This window comes from Pseudomonas arsenicoxydans (assembly GCF_900103875.1).
Classification (GTDB): Bacteria; Pseudomonadota; Gammaproteobacteria; order Pseudomonadales; family Pseudomonadaceae; genus Aquipseudomonas; species Aquipseudomonas arsenicoxydans.
On record NZ_LT629705.1, the window covers coordinates 512,473 to 528,039 of the forward strand.

The following is a 15,567-nucleotide window of genomic DNA, read 5'->3' on the forward strand; positions in this document are numbered from 1 at the left end:
GGCCACCACTACACTCGCCAAGCCATGCCGCGCCTTGACGCTGTGTGGGCCGCGCCGTAGCCTTGGCGCTCAAATTATCAGCGTAATTTTTAGGGATGGCCTCATGCTGCGCAAACTCTCACTGGCCCTTGCCGTGTCTTGTGCGTCCAATGGAATGGCATGGGCAGCAGAAGCGCCCTTATCGACCAAAAACGATCTGGTCAGCGTGTATCAGGAAGCGAAGGACAACAACGCCGACCTCGCCGCCGCCGTTGCTCAATATGGCGCCCAGAAAGAAGTGGTGCCCCAGGCTCGCGCCGGGCTGCTGCCCAATATCTCGGGCGGCGCAGAAATGGCCAACGTGCGCACTGTCATCGATCAGCCTTCGGCGACCGCCAACCGCAACGCCCACTCCTACCAGGCGACGTTGGCTCAACCGCTGTTCCGCGCCGATCGCTGGTTCCAGTTCCAGGCCGCCAAGGACGTCAACGAACAGGCTGCACTGCAACTCTCGGCGACCGAGCAAAACCTGATCCTGCAAACCGCCAACAGTTACTTCAACGTCTTGCGCACCCAAGACAACCTGGCCTCGACCAAGGCCGAGGAAGCCGCGTTCAAACGCCAGCTCGATCAGTCCAACGAACGCTTTGACGTCGGCCTGTCGGATAAGACTGATGTGTTGCAATCGCAAGCGAGCTACGACACCGCGCGCGCCAACCGGATCCTCGCACAGCGTCAGGTGGATGATGCTTTCGAAGCTCTGATCACCCTGACCAACCGTCAGTACAACTCGATCTGGGGTATTTCCCATACGTTGCCGATCCTGCCGCCCGCGCCAAACGACGCCAAGGCCTGGGTCGATACGGCGGCGAAGCAGAACCTCAATCTGCTGGCCAGCAACTACGCCGTCAGCGCGGCCGAAGAAACCCTCAAGCAGCGCAAGGCCGGCCATGCGCCGACCCTCGATGCCGTGGCGAAATACGAGAAAGGTGACAACGACGCCCTGGGTTTCAGCAACCCGAACGCCTTCCCCCAACCTTACGGTGGCAACGTCTCGCAAACGACGGTGGGCCTGCAACTGAACATCCCGATCTACAGCGGCGGCTTGACCAGCTCCCAGGTGCGCCAATCGTACGCGCAACTGGATCAGACCGAGCAGCAGCGCGAATCCCTGCGTCGGCAAATCGTTGAAAGCACCCGCAACCTGCACCGCGCGGTGAACACCGACGTTGAGCAAGTGGCGGCGCGCAAGCAGTCGATCATCTCCAACCAGAGTGCCGTGGAAGCCACCGAAATCGGTTATCAGGTGGGTACGCGAAACATCGTCGACGTGCTGGATGCGCAGCGTCAGCTGTACACCTCGGTGCGCAATTACAACAACACCCGTTACGACTACATCCTCGACAACCTGCGCTTGAAGCAGGCGGCGGGTACGTTGAACCCGGGAGATTTGCAGGACCTGGGGCGTTATCTGAAGGCCGACTACAACCCGGATAAAGACTTCCTGCCGCCGGACCTGGCCAAGGCTGCGGCGGCGCAATTGAAGGCTAATCCGACGCAGTAAAAGCAAAAGATCGCAGCCTCGTTTTACTCGACAGCTCCTACACCGGATTTGCATCAATCCTGTAGGAGCTGTCGAGTGAAACGAGGCTGCGATCTTTTTGTTTCAGACGACCCGATCAATCAATCGATCAGCCGCCCCAACCCATCCAGCAATCGCTGCAACGCCCCCTGATTGGTGCGCATCACCTTCAACCCTGCCTCCGCCATCCGCTGCGCATCGCGCGGCAGTTCGAACAATCGCTGCACTGCCAGCGCCAGACCTTCGGCATCTTCCACTTCCTGTAACGCCCCGGCGCTGCGCAATTGCGCGGCGATTTCGAGGAAGTTGAACAGGTGCGGCCCACTCAGCACCGGCTTGGCGAGCGCCGCCGGCTCCAGCAGGTTATGCCCGCCGTTTGGCACCAGACTGCCGCCGACAAACGCGCTGTCTGCCAGCGCATACAGAAACAGCAACTCGCCCATGGTGTCGCCCAGCAATACCGACGTACCGGCGGTGACCGGTTCGCCAGCGGAACGACGCACCGTGGCAAACCCCTGTTGCCGGCACAACTCGAACACCGAATTGAATCGCTCCGGATGACGTGGCACCAGAATCAGCAACGTATCGGGATGATTGGCGAGCAACTGACGATGGGCCGCCAGCACCACTTCGTCTTCACCTTCGTGAGTGCTTGCAGCGATCCACACCGGACGTTCCTGCGCCTGCCATTGAGCCCGCAGTTCGGCGGCACGCTGAAGCAGTGCAGGGTCGATGGTCAGGTCGAACTTGATCGAACCGGTCACTTCCACCGTTTCGGGACGCGCGCCCAAGTCACGGAAGCGCTGGGCCTCGGCTTCGGTCTGCACCGCAAACAGACTCATCTCGGCAAGCATCGGTTGAGTCAGTTTGTTGAAGCGGCCATAGCCCCTGGCCGAACGCTCGGACAGTCGCGCGTTGGCCAGCGCCACCGGAATGCCGCGCTTGGCGCACTGATGAATGTGGTTTGGCCACAGTTCGGTTTCCATGATCACCGCCAGTGTCGGCCGGACCCGATCGAGAAATCGCTTGGCGGCGCACGGCAAGTCGTAAGGCAAATAACAGTGCTGGATGCGCGGTTCGTTGGCGAACAGCGCGTGGATGCGCTCGGACCCGGTTGGGGTCATGCAGGTCACGGTAATCGGCAGCTGCGGATAACGCTGCAGCAAGGCGCGAATCATCGGCGCCGCGGCAATGCTTTCACCCACGGACACCGCGTGCACCCAAATGCCGCCCGGCTTCATCGCCGGCAGGCCAAAGGAGAATCGCTCGCCAATGCGTTTGGCATACGCAGGCGCCTTGCGCGAGCGCAGCCACAGCCGAATCGCTACCAGTGGCAGCCCCAGGTAAAACAGCGCGGTGTAGAGAGTTCTATTCATGGCGGCGGAGTTTATCGGCTTTTTTGACCGATCGCCTGCAAGTGCACGGCAAAACGTTCCGCCAACCAACGCGCCGCCGGGCCAAGGGGTTCGTCACGGCGCCAGACCAACTCCACTACCAGCGCCGGCGGAGTCCATTCGCTGTCCAGTTCGACCATCAGGCCCTGATAGGCCGGGTATTGCACCACGTGTCGTGGCAGCCAGGCCCAGCCGAGGCCGCGCACCAGCCATTCCGCCATGACGTAGAAGCTATCGGCCCGCCAGACCTGCGGACTGGCCGGCTCACTGCCGGGGTAGACGCTGGACTGCGTAGACATCAGCAGCTGTCGATGCTGCGCCATTTGCTGACAATCAATCTGCTTCTGCCTGGCCAACGGATGTCCGACACCGCACACGGTCACCATCTCAACACTGCCCAGCACTCGCCGCTCAAGGGCTTCGGGTATCTGATCGTGATAAAACAGCAAGCCCAGATCGGCCCGGCGCTCCACCAGTTTGCGTGCCACATCACCTTGGGCTGCGCTGGTCAGTTGCACTTCAAGGCTTGGAAATTTTTCCGCCAGGGCTTCAAAGCTTTCGATGATCGGCTGGTAGGGCATCGCCTCATCCTGAGCCACGCGCAGACGTGCCTCCTGGCCGCGCATCATCGCCAACGCCCGACCATTGAGGCGTTCACATTGACGCAGCACTTCGCGCGCCTCTTCCAGCAAGGCGTTGCCGGCTTCGGTGAGTTTGGGCTGACGACCACTGCTGCGGTCGAACAGGCTCACGCCAAGGTCGTCCTCCAGTTGCGCAATCGAACTGCTGACCGCCGATTGCGCCTTGCGTTGATCCCGCGCTACCGCCGAAAACGAACGCTGCTCCGCTACGCTGACAAACAGCCGCAGCTGCTCCAGATTCCATTGCATGCTCATGAGACAACCCATCTTCAGAACAGATAGGTAATGACTTTACCGCATCTGGGGAATCTCTAGAATGCCGACCTCAGAAAGCAACACTTCACACGAGGATGCACCCATGACCGCTTACTACTACCTGGCCATTGCCATCTGCGCCGAAGTGATCGCGACCGTTTCGATGAAAGCCGTCAAAGGCTTGAGCACCCCGTTGCCGCTGATTCTGGTGATTGTCGGCTACGGCATTGCCTTCTGGATGTTGACCCTGGTGGTACGCAGCGTTCCGGTGGGCGTTGCCTACGCAGTGTGGGCCGGCCTGGGGATCGTGATGGTCAGCGTGGCAGCGCTGTTTATCTACGGCCAGAAGCTGGATGTACCAGCGATGCTGGGGATGGCGCTGATCGTATTGGGTGTCGTCGTGATCCAGCTCTTCTCCAAAACCGCCGGCCATTAAGGTTCGAAGCGCATTCCATTGTGGGAGAAACCCCGCTCCCACAATGGATTTGGACCAGGCCATCGATTGATCGCCAGCAAAACCTCCAATCTTCGAGTCTGTATACTGCGCCCTCGTCTTGAACACTGAGGTCGCTGCATGCCATCCGTTATTTCCACCGACGTTCTGATTGTCGGCGCTGGTGTCGCCGGCCTCTGGCTGAATGCGCGCATGCGCCGCCAGGGTTTTTCGACCGTGCTGGTGGAAAGTGCCAGCCTCGGCGGCGGACAGAGCGTGAAGTCCCAGGGCATCATCCACGGCGGCGCCAAATACGCGTTGCATGGCGCCCTGACCGGCGCCTCGGAAGCCATTGCCGACATGCCGCGCCGCTGGCGTGAAGCGTTGGCCGGCGACGGCGAGCTGGACCTGTCCGGCGTGCGCCTGTTATCCGAAGCCCATTACCTCTGGTCCCCCGGCACCATCGCCGGCAACCTCACCAGTTTCTTCGCCAGCAAAGCCGTGCGCGGCCGTGTCGATCAGGTCAAGGGCGACCAATTACCGCCGGCCCTGCAAGACAAGCGCTTCAAGGGCAAAGTCTATCGACTGGCAGAATTGGTGATCGACGTGCCGAGCCTGATCCAGCGCCTCGCCGACTTGGCGGGGGACGGCTTGCTCGCCGGCCAGACGATTGAACCGTTGCTGGAGGACGGCGTTCTGGTGGGTCTGAAGGTCGATGAGCGCGAGATCCGTGCGCAGCGCATCGTGCTCAGCGCCGGTGGCGGCACCGCGGCGCTGCTCGAAGCACTGGGCCTGAGCCAGCCCGCCATGCAGCGCCGGCCGCTGCACATGATCATCGCCAAAGGCCCGAGCCTCAAACCGCTGTACGCCCATTGCCTGGGCGGCGGCACCAAGCCGCGCATCACCGTGACCACCCACCCGGCGGCCGATGGCCAATGGGTCTGGTATTTGGGCGGCGATATCGCGGAAGCCGAAGGTGTCGCCCGCGAACCCGCCGAACAAATCGCCACCGCGCAGAAAGAACTTGGCCAGTTGCTGCCATGGATCGACCTGAGCACAGTGCAATGGGCGACCTTGCGCGTAGACCGCGCCGAGCCGCTGCAATCAGGACTGACCCGCCCCGACAACGCATTTGTGGCTGAAGAAGGTCGACTGCTGGTGGGCTGGCCAACCAAACTGGCACTGGCGCCGGACTTCGCCGACCGGGTGATCGCAAGCCTTGCGCGTGACGGCATTCAACCCGGCCCCGCGGCGCCGCTACCCGATCTGCCAAAACCACCGATGGGCATCCCCGCCTGGGAGCAACTGTTGCCATGAGCCAACCGACCCTGCACGAATTGCATCGCCCACTGGGCAGCACCGGCCTGCTGGTTTCGCCGCTGGGCCTGGGCACGGTCAAACTCGGCCGTGATCAAGGTGTGAAATACCCTAGCGGCTTCCAGATTCCCGATGACGACGAAGCGCGCATGCTGCTCAAGCTTGCGCACAACATGGGCATCAACCTGATCGACACGGCCCCGGCCTATGGCCGCAGCGAAGAACGTCTCGGTCCGTTGTTGCGCGGCCAGCGTCAGGATTGGGTGATCGTCAGCAAGGTCGGCGAAGAGTTTAGCGACGGCCAGTCGAGCCACGACTTCAGCGCCGCGCATACCCGACTGTCAGTCGAACGCAGTCTGCAACGCCTGGAAACGGACTTCATCGACCTGGTGCTCGTGCACTCCGACGGCAACGACCTGGCGATCCTCAATGACAGCGAGGTCTATGCGACCCTCGCCGCACTCAAGGCCGAAGGCAAGATTCGCGGCTTCGGCTTTTCCGGCAAAACCGTCGAAGGCGGTTTGAAGGCTCTGGAACAAGGTGATTGCGCCATGGTCACCTACAATCTGAACGATCAGAACGAGAAGCCGGTCATTGACTATGCTGCTGCTCACGGCAAAGCCATTCTGGTCAAGAAAGCCCTCGCCAGCGGTCACGTCTGCCTGAGCCCGGGTGTCGACCCGGTGCGCGCCAGCTTCGAGTTGTTGTTTGAACATCCCGGCGTTGCCAGTGCTATTGTCGGGACCATTAATCCGCTGCACCTCGCCCACAACGTCGCGACCGTTGCCCAGGTCCTTCGTAGAAACTGATGCCGCCCACGCGGCCTTAAGCAGGAGCCGACATGCCGCGTACGCTCATTAGAAAGAACCCGAGCAACTTCAAGACCCTGCCGTTGTACGTCGAAGCGACTCCCGAAGGCCTGAGTTATCAGAGCGTCGGGATGCCGCTCAATTTTTCCCAGACCCTGCAACGTCGCCGCCCGGTGACGGTAACCGACGCTCAGCGTTTTGCGCTGGAACTGGCCAACCTCGGGGTCTCGGTGCGCCTGACCCTGCATTGGCAAAATCGCGATTACTGGGTATTGGTGCGTCAGCGTCGGCAAGACCGTGGCGACGTGGTGCTCAAGCTGATCTCTGGTTACGTGCCGGCCCATGAACTGAACCTGCCGCTGCACACGGCGATCCAGGAGATCGCCGAAGAGTGCCTGCTAGAAACCCCGGAAGGCTGGCTCGGTGGACGCTTCAACGACACGTGGTTGCCGGCGCCCTACTCGTCCGCGCTGCATTACCGCGAAGCATTGCCCTTTCGCCTGACGCCGTTGTCCGGCTCCGCGCGGCCGGTGCGTTGCGCCAAGATGCAGTTGATCGAACGTCCGCGTGCCTATGTGCATTTGCCGACGGCTTCGTTGCAATTGATCTATGACTTGCGCCTGGACGTGCCCAAGGAAGCCAAATCCCTGAGCCTGTTCCATGTCGATGAACGACTGGAGGGTGATCAACTGGTGGCCCGACTCGATCGCAAGCGCCCCGATTTGTACCTGATGCCTCTGCAGGACGGCCAGCCGATGGCCGAGCTGTATACCTTGAAAAAGGATCAGCTGTACCCGGCGAGTACGCGCGGGTTGTATCTGGCAGAGAGCTTTGCCCAGCAGGAAGGCTGGCTGGTGCGTGATGAGCGGATTCGCTGGAAGGATTGGGTGCGGCAGCAAGGATTGAGCCCGCCGGGGAAGGATTCTGGCCTGGCGAGGTTGCGCGGGAAGGCGAAGCTATTACTGAAGAAGATTGTGCCGCGCAAGAAAGTCAGCTCCTGAAAGCAAAAGATCGCAGCCTCGTTTCACTCGACAGCTCCTACAGGAAATCGCATTTCAATGTAGGAGCTGTCGAGTGAAACGAGGCTGCGATCTCGTATGGCTTCACTCGGACTTGCGGATTTTCTCGACTATTGCAGTCGTAGAGCTGTTTGCAACCAGCCCAAGCACTTTCACAGTCCCGCCGTAAGCGGTCACGATGTCCGCGCCGACCACCTGGTCGATTCCGTAATCACCGCCCTTGACCAACACATCCGGCTTGACCTCGCGCAGCAGGTTTTCCGGGGTGCCTTCAGGGAAGCTGATTACCCAGTCCACCGCGCCGAGACCAGCCAGTACGGCCATGCGACGGTCGACGCTGTTGATCGGACGACCGGGCCCTTTCAAGCGGCTCACTGACGCATCGTCGTTGACCGCGACGATCAGACGATCGCCCTGGGCCCGAGCCTGCTCAAGATACGTTACGTGGCCGGCATGCAGGATGTCGAAACAACCGTTGGTGAACACGATCTTCTCTTTATGCGCACGCGCATCGGCGACCGCCAGCAGCAACTGCTCCAGGCCCAGCACACCGCGCTCGGAACCCTCTTCACGCTGAATGGCACGACGCAACTCCGGCGCGCTGATGGCCGCCGTACCGAGTTTGCCGACCACGATGCCCGCCGCCAGGTTGGCCAGAGCCACCGCGTGAGGCAGTTCTTCACCCGCTGCAATCGCTGCCGCCAGGGTGGAAATCACCGTGTCGCCGGCACCGGTCACGTCGAACACTTCACGGGCACGGGCCGGCAGGTGCAGCGCCGGATGATCCGGACGCAGCAAGGTCATGCCGTGTTCGCCACGGGTCACCAGCAATGCGCCGAGGTCGAGGTCGTGCATCAGCTGCGCGCCTTTGCTCACCAGCTCGTGCTCATCGGCGCAACCGCCGACGATGGTTTCGAATTCGCTGAGGTTCGGGGTGATCAGGCTCGCGCCCCGATAAATCGAGAAGTCCTTGCCCTTGGGATCGGCCAGCACCGGAATGCCACGGGCACGCGCGGCCTGGATCAGCACCTGATGGTTTTTCAGCGCGCCTTTGCCGTAGTCCGACAGCACCAGCACCTTGATGCCTTCGAGCAATTCGTCGACTTGCTCGCCCAGCGCCAGGGCGTCGGTGGCGAAAGGTTCTTCAAAGTCGATACGCAGCAGTTGCTGGTGACGGCTCATGACCCGCAGCTTGACGATGGTCGGCTGGTGCGCGATGCGCTGGAACAAGGCGCGAACGCCAGCGCCCTTGAGACTATTGGCCAGACTGTCGGCTGCTTCGTCGTCGCCGGTCACGCCGACCAGCGAGGCCGGAGCACCGAGGGCGGCAATGTTCAACGCAACGTTGGCGGCACCGCCGGGGCGGTCCTCGATTTGCTCGACCTTGACCACCGGCACCGGTGCCTCAGGGGAAATCCGTGAGGTACCACCATGCCAGTAACGGTCGAGCATGACATCGCCGACCACCAAGACAGGGGCTTGATCGAATCGCGGCATGGACAACTTCATGGAGCAACCCACATACAAAATGAACAGGGGCGCGATATTACCACAGGGTGGGCACTGGCTTGCGCGACGGCTGCAACGGGATGATTCGACACGAAATCCTGGTCATTTATTGAGCAGAAATGACGATAACTGCAAGCAAGCGTCTGCCAGCGCCCGTTTTTCGGTGTCGATCTCGCACTCGGCAGACAGCGGCGCCTCGTACGGGCTATCGATACCGGTGAAATCCTTGATTCGCCCCTCCCATGCGGCTTGATACAGCCCTTTAGGGTCACGTTGCGCGCACACCGCAAACGGGGTGCTCACATATACCTCAATGAAATCGCCCTCGGCGAACAATCGCCGCGCGGTCTCGCGTTCGGCGCGAAACGGCGAAATGGCGGCGACGATCACAATCAGTCCGGCGTCGACCATCAGCCGCGCTACCTCGGCCATGCGTCGGATGTTTTCGCGGCGACACTCAGTGCCCATCCCCAGATCACGGCACAGACCATTGCGCAGGTTGTCGCCATCGAGCAGAAACGTGTGCAGCCCACGCTGATTGAGTTGCAGTTCAAGGGCATTGGCCAGCGTCGACTTTCCCGCCCCGGACAACCCCGTCAGCCACAGGCAACGCGGACGCTGGGATTTGATTGAAGCGCGGGCCTCCCGGGTCAGCGACAATTGGTAGGGCCTGATGCCGGAAACGGGCATCGACGGCGACTCATTCATAGCCGAGCAATTCGTAGTCACGTTGATACGCTCGCCGCACCAGCCGGCGTGTGCGCGCCGTGCAGAAATCCCGGGCCGGCGTTGCAAGTCGTTGCTGTGAGGCGTTGAGGTGAGGCAATGCCACCGACTGACCCAACCGCTCGCAAACCAGCTGAAAGTCACGTTCCAGGTGTTCCTGATAACCAACGAAATCCAGGGCTAGATGCCCCAGGGAGTCGGTGACAAAGTCCGTCTGCGCGGCGAAGTGCAATTGCCGGCTGATGGTTTCCGGGTGCAGCCAGCGACCGACAAAATCATCGAAGTCGCGGTAGTGGCTGACCAGTTGCTGCGCTGCGTGATCACGCGGCCCCAGCACATTGCCTCGCAAAAAAGCGTAGGCCGAGTAGGCCCTTTCCAGTGGATCACGAACGAAGGCGAACTTGAAGCTGGCGGCATACTGCTGGGGAAATTGCTGCTCGTACCAGTACAACGGCAAGTGCCCCGGGCTCCAGTTATCGAATATCGCCGCACAGACGCTGCTCCCGGCGCATTTAGGGACGTGGATGAACAGACAAGCATGCTGCTCGAAGGCCCGGGGGAAACGCAGGTTGGCCGACATCGACTTGTTCACCGCCTGACGGTCCACCACCGACAGACGCCCCAGCAAGAAGGCCCGTTGCGGCTTGGGTAAGATTTTCCAGAGATAACGTTGAAACATGGCAGTACCCGCGCGAAAGGGTTGACCCTCTCGTTGAAGTCAAGATTCGTTCAGGAACCTTAGCAAGCGCGGTACACAGTTTTATTCAGGTTTGGTCAAGAAGGGTAAAGGTCTGGATACAAATCACCGGGCGCATTGCACGCCCGGTGAGCGATTGTCAGGCGATGTCTTCGGCCGGGGCATCGAGGCCCATGGCATTGAGTCGGGCGTAGTAACCATTGTGCGCCAGGAGCTCGGCATGGGTGCCGCGCTCGACGATCCGCCCCTGGTCCATCACCAGAATCAGGTCCGCCTTCTCGATGGTCGACAACCGATGCGCGATCACCAGCGTGGTCCGGCCTTTCATGACCTGATCCAGTGCTGCCTGAATGTGACGCTCCGATTCTGTATCGAGGGCCGAAGTGGCCTCGTCCAGAATCAGCAATGGCGCGTTCTTCAACAGGGCACGAGCAATTGCCAGACGCTGGCGCTGACCGCCGGAAAGCAGCACGCCGTTCTCGCCGACCTGGGTGTCCAGGCCTTCGGGCAGTTGCGCGATAAAGTCCATCGCATAGGCATCCCGAGCCGCTTTTTCAATGTCTTCACGGGGCGCGCCAGCCAGATCGCCATAGGCAATGTTGTTGGCCACGGTGTCACTGAACAGCGTGACGTGCTGGGTCACCTGGGCGATGTGCTTGCGCAGGTTCAGCAGTTTGTACTGCTCCACTTCAACACCGTCGATCAGGATCTCGCCCTTGTCGTGGTGATAGAAGCGCGGAATCAGGTTGGCCAGCGTCGACTTGCCGCTGCCCGATCGACCAACCAACGCCACCATTTGCCCCGGCTCAACCGAGAAGCTGATGTCATCGAGCACCTGGCGCTCGGTGTCGGGATAGGTGAAGCTCAGGTGACGCACGTCCAGCCGACCGCTGACGGCATCACGCTCGACGGTACCGGTATCGACTTCAGGCGCGACGTCCAGTTGCTCGAAGATGCTCTCGGCACCGGCCACGCCTTTCTGGATGGTCGAACTGACTTCGGACAATTGGCGGATCGGCTTGGGCAACAGGCCGGCCAGAGTGATATAGGCAACCATATCGCCCGCCGACGCATCACCGCGCAGGTACAGCACCAGGAACATCAGCACCGCCATCGCGGTGTAGATCACCAATTGCAGCAACGGTGTGTAGATGGCACCGGTACGGGTCATGCGCAGTTGCTTGTCGGTGTTGCCCTGACTGGCTTCGAAGAAACGCTTTTCTTCGTAGACTTCGCCACCGAAGCTGCGCACCACGCGATAACCCTGGATGGTTTCCGACGCCACATGCGTCACGTCGCCCATGGCCAACTGGATTTTCTTGCTCTGCTTGCGGAATTTCTTGCTGGCGGTGCGCACCATCACGGCGATCAACGGCAGGATGGCCACCATGACCAGCGTCAGGCGCCAGTTCATGAACAGCAGCGAAGCGAACAGGAAGATCACCGTCATGCCTTCACGGATTACGACCTTGATCGCATCTGTGGCCGCCCCGGTGACCATCGTCACGTTGAAGGTGATACGCGAAATCAAATGACCCGAGTTATGCTTGTCGAAATACCGATTGGGCAAAACCAGCAGGTTATTGAACAGCTGCACACGCAAGTCATGCACCAGCCCGAGGGAAACCTTGGCCAGAAAGTAGTTGCCCAGATAAGATCCCAGTCCCTGCCATGCGGCAATCAGGATGATCAGCAACGGCACGGCCTGCAGCAGTTGCAGATCACGCAGGTAAGGCACGGTTGGAAACAGTGCCGCCTCGGGGTTGGACAAACCGTCGACGAAATACTTGAGGATGTAGCCAAGCATCGGCTGCGTCGAAGCGAAAATCAGAAAACCGACGATGCTGATCAGAAACAGACTGATGTACGGCCGGACATAGCCGAGCAGGCGGAAGTAGATTTTCAAGCTCGAAGGGCTTGCGGAGAGACTGGAGTCGGTCATATCACGCGAATGTCGATAAAAAGGACGCTGACTTTAGCACAGCTTCCTCAGGGTTCTGGCAATCGCACAAAGGCTGTTATTGTTAGACGTATTTTTCAGCATCAAATAGCCATCACCCCGAAATGGCCGATCAACTTCAGGATTGAATCTTTCAGCATGCAGCTCAGCGGTTTAAACAGCGTGTCCAATCGAGTTTTCGATTTCATTTGCCTCTGGATTCTTCCCATTGGCTATTTTCTGCTCCTGTGCGCGCTGTTTTTCCTGCCGGGCCGAAGTTTGCACCACAAGCTTTTTTATGGACTGTTCAGCATTCCGGCACTGATCGCCCTTTGTCTGCGGCCTCGTGTATTCAAGGAACTGCTGCGCGAACCGATCTTCATTGCAGCGCTGGTGTTCGCCGCTTGGGCACTGCTGAGTTTGTGCTGGAGCCCTGATAGCACAAGCTTCTTCGGCGAATTCAAGCCACCGCTGCATACATTGTTGTTGTTCGCAGGATGTTATTTGCTGGTGCGTTATCGCAGCGAAATCATTCAGCCACTGTTGTTCTGCGCCGCGATAGTGGGCCTGATCGGCACGGCCTACTACTTATTCATGTTTTATCGCATTTACGAGCCAGGGCTGCGCCTGATCGGTGGAGGTGCGTTCGACAATCCTTTGCTCAGCTCTCACGTATTCGGATTTTTCTGTGCGTATTGGCTGAGTTTGAGCATGACTTGCAAGCGTAAGCAGGTGCTCTGGCTGAGCATCCCGGCGATGGCCGTGATGTTCGCCGCCGTCATTGCGACCGGCTCCAGAACCCCGCTGGTTGCACTGACCATGGCCTCGTTGTGGCTGAGTTTCATCTGTTGGGGTCGCCGGTCCATGGTCTTGCTTGGCGCGCTACTCGTCAGCGGGGCAACCGTAACCGTGCTGTTTTCACAGATGATCATCGAGCGCGGCGACTCTTATCGTTTCGAAATCTGGCAGATAGTGCTCAACAAAATCGCCGATCATCCGTGGATTGGTCATGGTTACAATGCCAGCCTGACTGTCGACCCCGGTGTCGGCTATAGCCTGCAAGAACCTCATAGCTTCACTTTGGGCGTGCTCTATTACGTGGGTATTCTCGGTCTTCTGCCATGGTTGTTTTTCCAGGCCTGGGGACTGTTGAGCAGTTGGCGGCAACGGGTGCAACCACTGCTGATCATCGCCTCGACCTGGCTGGTATTCGGCATTGGCGCGGGTTTGACCGAAGGTGGCGGAATCATTTCGCGACCCAAGGAGCACTGGTTCCTGCTGTGGATTCCGTTGGCACTGATCGCCGCCCTGAGCATCAATCAGCGCGCCAGGCGCCTGCTGACTCTTCCGATAAAGACGATGACGTCGAGCGCCCAGCAACAGCTGACCGTCGATGCACAGATCATCGAAGAAGATGGCTTGGGCCCTAAAGTCCTGCGGCTGGTTGATGGCAGTTTCCTCAAGCTGTTCCGTCGCCGCCGCTGGTACACCTCGGGCAGTTTCAACCCGTATTCCGAACGCTTTGCCGTCAATAGCGAACAATTGCGCGACATGGGGATTCCCACCCCGAAAATTCTTGACCTCTACCGGCTCCAGGATGGCAGCAGCGCCGTGCACTATTTGCCACTCCCGGGCAATACCTTGCGTCAGGTGATGCAAGGCATTACAGCACCGGCAGTGCGTCAGGCACTGGTGGAGCGGTTCGGCAAGTTCATGGCTCAACTGCATGAGCAAGGTGTGTATTTCCGCTCGCTGCACCTGGGCAATGTGTTGGTGCTTGAGGATGGCGAGTTCGGCCTGATCGACGTCGCCGACCTGCGCATCTACCCTTCATCCTTGAGCCTGTCACTGCGTCAGCGTAATTTGCGCCACATGCAACGCTACACGGTGGATCGACGCTGGTTGTTCGAAGATCACTTCGAAGCATTGCTCCAGGGATATGCCATGACGGCGTCAAAATCCGCTGTCGACAACCTGCACAGGCAAGTGCTGGCCGGGAGTATCCCGGCTCGGGCTCATTGATGACTGAAACCAACCCACTCATTGCGCTGGCAGCCTATCTGCTGGCCATCGTAACCGCCGCCCTGTTGTTGCGCGCCGTCCCGAAAATAGCTCGTCACCTGGAGCATTCCGGCGAAAGCCGCTACGCCAGCATCGATGGGTTACGCGGCTATCTGGCGTTCGGCGTGTTCGTTCACCATTCCATCATCACCTGGATCTTCCTGCGCACCGGTGTGATCGATTTTCCGCCGAGCAATTTTTACGCACAACTCGGCCAAGGCAGCGTCGCGCTGTTTTTCATGATCACCGGCTTCCTGTTCTGGAACCGATTGCTCACCCAGGGACGTCAACACGATTGGCTGGCCTTTGCCGTGTCGCGCCTGTTTCGCCTCTACCCGCTGTACCTGCCGCTGATGCTGATCGTGTTTGTCACGGTGTTTTATCAGCAGAACTGGGAACTCAAGGAACCCGGCATCCGTCTGCTCGGACAGATCCTGGCCTGGCTGACCTTCGACAGACCGGACGTCAACCAGTATCACCAGACCGGCATGTTGATCTCCAACGTCACCTGGACCTTGGGCTATGAGGTGTTTTTCTACCTCGCCCTGCCGCTCGCTGCCATGGTGTTTATCTATCGCGGAACCTGGGTGCAAGTGGTGCTGTGCCTAATCGGCATCTACGCCCTTTACCAAGTGGTCGGCTGGGAACATTCGCTGAAAAAACACTTCCTGGCGAGCTTCCTCGGCGGCATCGGCGCCGCGTACTGGATCCGCCGGCCACAACTGGTGGCCTGGAGTCAGACACGAATGGCGGGCATTGTCGCATTACTGGCATTGGCCATTGCATTCACGGCATTCAACCGCGCCTTCAACCTTAGGCCATTGCTGCTCATGTCGCTGTTTTTCGTGATCGTGGCGTCCGGAAACAACCTGTTCGGCATATTGAAACCGCGCAGCATCCGCTGGCTCGGGGAAATCAGCTACAGCACCTATTTGCTGCACGGGTTCGTGCTTTGGGTATTGGTGCAGCGACTGCCGCATATGCTGGAACTGGATGCCCGCGACACTTCAACCTTTCTGACGCTGCTGGCCGTGTGCAGCTGCCTGTTGATCGTCATCAGCAGCCTGACGTTCCTGTACATCGAACAGCCGGGCATCAACGCAGGCAAGCAAGTCTTGCAGCGGTTGCGGCAAGGCAGAAGCAGGAAGGCTGACAAGGGCCTGACTGAAAAGATCGCTCGCTGATCTCAACCACCCTCTAGCAGCT

At 59.7% G+C, this 15,567-nt stretch carries 13 protein-coding genes; 7 read left to right on the top strand and 6 right to left on the bottom strand.

The window, feature by feature from the left end; all coding sequences use genetic code 11:
* Positions 1 to 103: 103 nt before the first annotated feature.
* Positions 104 to 1,543: a TolC family outer membrane protein gene (locus BLQ41_RS02300; protein ID WP_090176337.1), complete on the top strand. Its 1,440-nt coding sequence runs from the start codon at positions 104 to 106 to the stop codon at positions 1,541 to 1,543.
* A gap of 119 nt (positions 1,544 to 1,662) precedes the next feature.
* Here BLQ41_RS02300 and waaA read toward each other — a convergent pair whose 3' ends face one another.
* Positions 1,663 to 2,937, bottom strand: coding sequence for a lipid IV(A) 3-deoxy-D-manno-octulosonic acid transferase (waaA, locus tag BLQ41_RS02305; protein WP_090176339.1), 1,275 nt, complete (start codon positions 2,935 to 2,937; stop codon positions 1,663 to 1,665).
* An 11-nt stretch (positions 2,938 to 2,948) separates the two neighbouring features.
* Positions 2,949 to 3,851, bottom strand: a complete 903-nt coding sequence (locus tag BLQ41_RS02310; RefSeq protein WP_197678914.1) for a LysR family transcriptional regulator — start codon at positions 3,849 to 3,851, stop codon at positions 2,949 to 2,951.
* 103 nt (positions 3,852 to 3,954) lie between these two features.
* Here BLQ41_RS02310 and BLQ41_RS02315 point away from each other — a divergent pair, with 103 nt between their 5' ends.
* From BLQ41_RS02315 to BLQ41_RS02330, 4 genes are all read left to right on the top strand, one after another.
* Positions 3,955 to 4,287 carry a DMT family transporter gene (locus tag BLQ41_RS02315; RefSeq protein WP_090176342.1) on the top strand — a complete coding sequence of 111 codons (333 nt, stop codon included), beginning with the start codon at positions 3,955 to 3,957 and terminating at the stop codon, positions 4,285 to 4,287.
* A gap of 138 nt (positions 4,288 to 4,425) precedes the next feature.
* A complete protein-coding gene (locus BLQ41_RS02320; RefSeq protein ID WP_090176344.1) occupies positions 4,426 to 5,601 on the top strand; it encodes an NAD(P)/FAD-dependent oxidoreductase in 1,176 nt (391 codons plus the stop codon).
* Entirely contained in the window at positions 5,598 to 6,410 is an 813-nt protein-coding gene (locus BLQ41_RS02325) for an aldo/keto reductase (protein WP_090176347.1), read from the top strand. The genes BLQ41_RS02320 and BLQ41_RS02325 overlap by 4 nt, the downstream gene beginning before the upstream one ends.
* A gap of 32 nt (positions 6,411 to 6,442) precedes the next feature.
* Complete coding sequence (locus BLQ41_RS02330) at positions 6,443 to 7,411, top strand: metal ABC transporter ATPase (protein ID WP_090176350.1); 969 nt, start codon at positions 6,443 to 6,445, stop codon at positions 7,409 to 7,411.
* A gap of 102 nt (positions 7,412 to 7,513) precedes the next feature.
* On the opposite strand, the gene hldE is transcribed toward BLQ41_RS02330, so the two are convergent.
* The 4 genes from hldE to msbA form a co-directional block, all read right to left on the bottom strand.
* Entirely contained in the window at positions 7,514 to 8,938 is a 1,425-nt protein-coding gene (gene hldE, locus BLQ41_RS02335) for a bifunctional D-glycero-beta-D-manno-heptose-7-phosphate kinase/D-glycero-beta-D-manno-heptose 1-phosphate adenylyltransferase HldE (RefSeq protein ID WP_090176352.1), read from the bottom strand.
* A gap of 102 nt (positions 8,939 to 9,040) precedes the next feature.
* A complete protein-coding gene (gene cysC, locus BLQ41_RS02340) occupies positions 9,041 to 9,646 on the bottom strand; it encodes an adenylyl-sulfate kinase (RefSeq protein ID WP_090176355.1) in 606 nt (201 codons plus the stop codon).
* Complete coding sequence (locus tag BLQ41_RS02345; protein ID WP_090176358.1) at positions 9,639 to 10,343, bottom strand: sulfotransferase family 2 domain-containing protein; 705 nt, start codon at positions 10,341 to 10,343, stop codon at positions 9,639 to 9,641. The genes cysC and BLQ41_RS02345 overlap by 8 nt, the downstream gene beginning before the upstream one ends.
* A gap of 157 nt (positions 10,344 to 10,500) precedes the next feature.
* Entirely contained in the window at positions 10,501 to 12,303 is a 1,803-nt protein-coding gene (gene msbA / locus BLQ41_RS02350; protein WP_090176361.1) for a lipid A export permease/ATP-binding protein MsbA, read from the bottom strand.
* 156 nt (positions 12,304 to 12,459) lie between these two features.
* Between msbA and BLQ41_RS02355 the strand changes: the two genes are divergently transcribed.
* Together BLQ41_RS02355 and BLQ41_RS02360 are read left to right on the top strand one after the other, a co-directional pair.
* Entirely contained in the window at positions 12,460 to 14,322 is a 1,863-nt protein-coding gene (locus tag BLQ41_RS02355) for a bifunctional O-antigen ligase/aminoglycoside phosphotransferase family protein (RefSeq protein WP_090176364.1), read from the top strand.
* A complete protein-coding gene (locus BLQ41_RS02360; RefSeq protein WP_090176367.1) occupies positions 14,322 to 15,545 on the top strand; it encodes an acyltransferase family protein in 1,224 nt (407 codons plus the stop codon). Before BLQ41_RS02355 ends, BLQ41_RS02360 begins: the two co-directional genes overlap by 1 nt.
* Positions 15,546 to 15,567 lie beyond the last annotated feature (22 nt).

Bases quoted from the DNA above. Each gene is read 5' to 3' on its own strand.
- waaA (WP_090176339.1), bottom strand. From the start codon at position 2,937: ATGAATAGAACTCTCTACACCGCGCTGTTTTACCTGGGGCTGCCACTG.
- BLQ41_RS02345 (WP_090176358.1), bottom strand. From the start codon at position 10,343: ATGTTTCAACGTTATCTCTGGAAAATCTTACCCAAGCCGCAACGGGCC.
- BLQ41_RS02320 (WP_090176344.1), top strand. From the start codon at position 4,426: ATGCCATCCGTTATTTCCACCGACGTTCTGATTGTCGGCGCTGGTGTC.
- BLQ41_RS02360 (WP_090176367.1), top strand. From the start codon at position 14,322: ATGACTGAAACCAACCCACTCATTGCGCTGGCAGCCTATCTGCTGGCC.
- BLQ41_RS02355 (WP_090176364.1), top strand. From the start codon at position 12,460: ATGCAGCTCAGCGGTTTAAACAGCGTGTCCAATCGAGTTTTCGATTTC.
- BLQ41_RS02310 (WP_197678914.1), bottom strand. From the start codon at position 3,851: ATGAGCATGCAATGGAATCTGGAGCAGCTGCGGCTGTTTGTCAGCGTA.
- BLQ41_RS02315 (WP_090176342.1), top strand. From the start codon at position 3,955: ATGACCGCTTACTACTACCTGGCCATTGCCATCTGCGCCGAAGTGATC.
- BLQ41_RS02330 (WP_090176350.1), top strand. From the start codon at position 6,443: ATGCCGCGTACGCTCATTAGAAAGAACCCGAGCAACTTCAAGACCCTG.
- BLQ41_RS02325 (WP_090176347.1), top strand. From the start codon at position 5,598: ATGAGCCAACCGACCCTGCACGAATTGCATCGCCCACTGGGCAGCACC.
- BLQ41_RS02300 (WP_090176337.1), top strand. From the start codon at position 104: ATGCTGCGCAAACTCTCACTGGCCCTTGCCGTGTCTTGTGCGTCCAAT.
- cysC (WP_090176355.1), bottom strand. From the start codon at position 9,646: ATGAATGAGTCGCCGTCGATGCCCGTTTCCGGCATCAGGCCCTACCAA.
- msbA (WP_090176361.1), bottom strand. From the start codon at position 12,303: ATGACCGACTCCAGTCTCTCCGCAAGCCCTTCGAGCTTGAAAATCTAC.
- hldE (WP_090176352.1), bottom strand. From the start codon at position 8,938: ATGAAGTTGTCCATGCCGCGATTCGATCAAGCCCCTGTCTTGGTGGTC.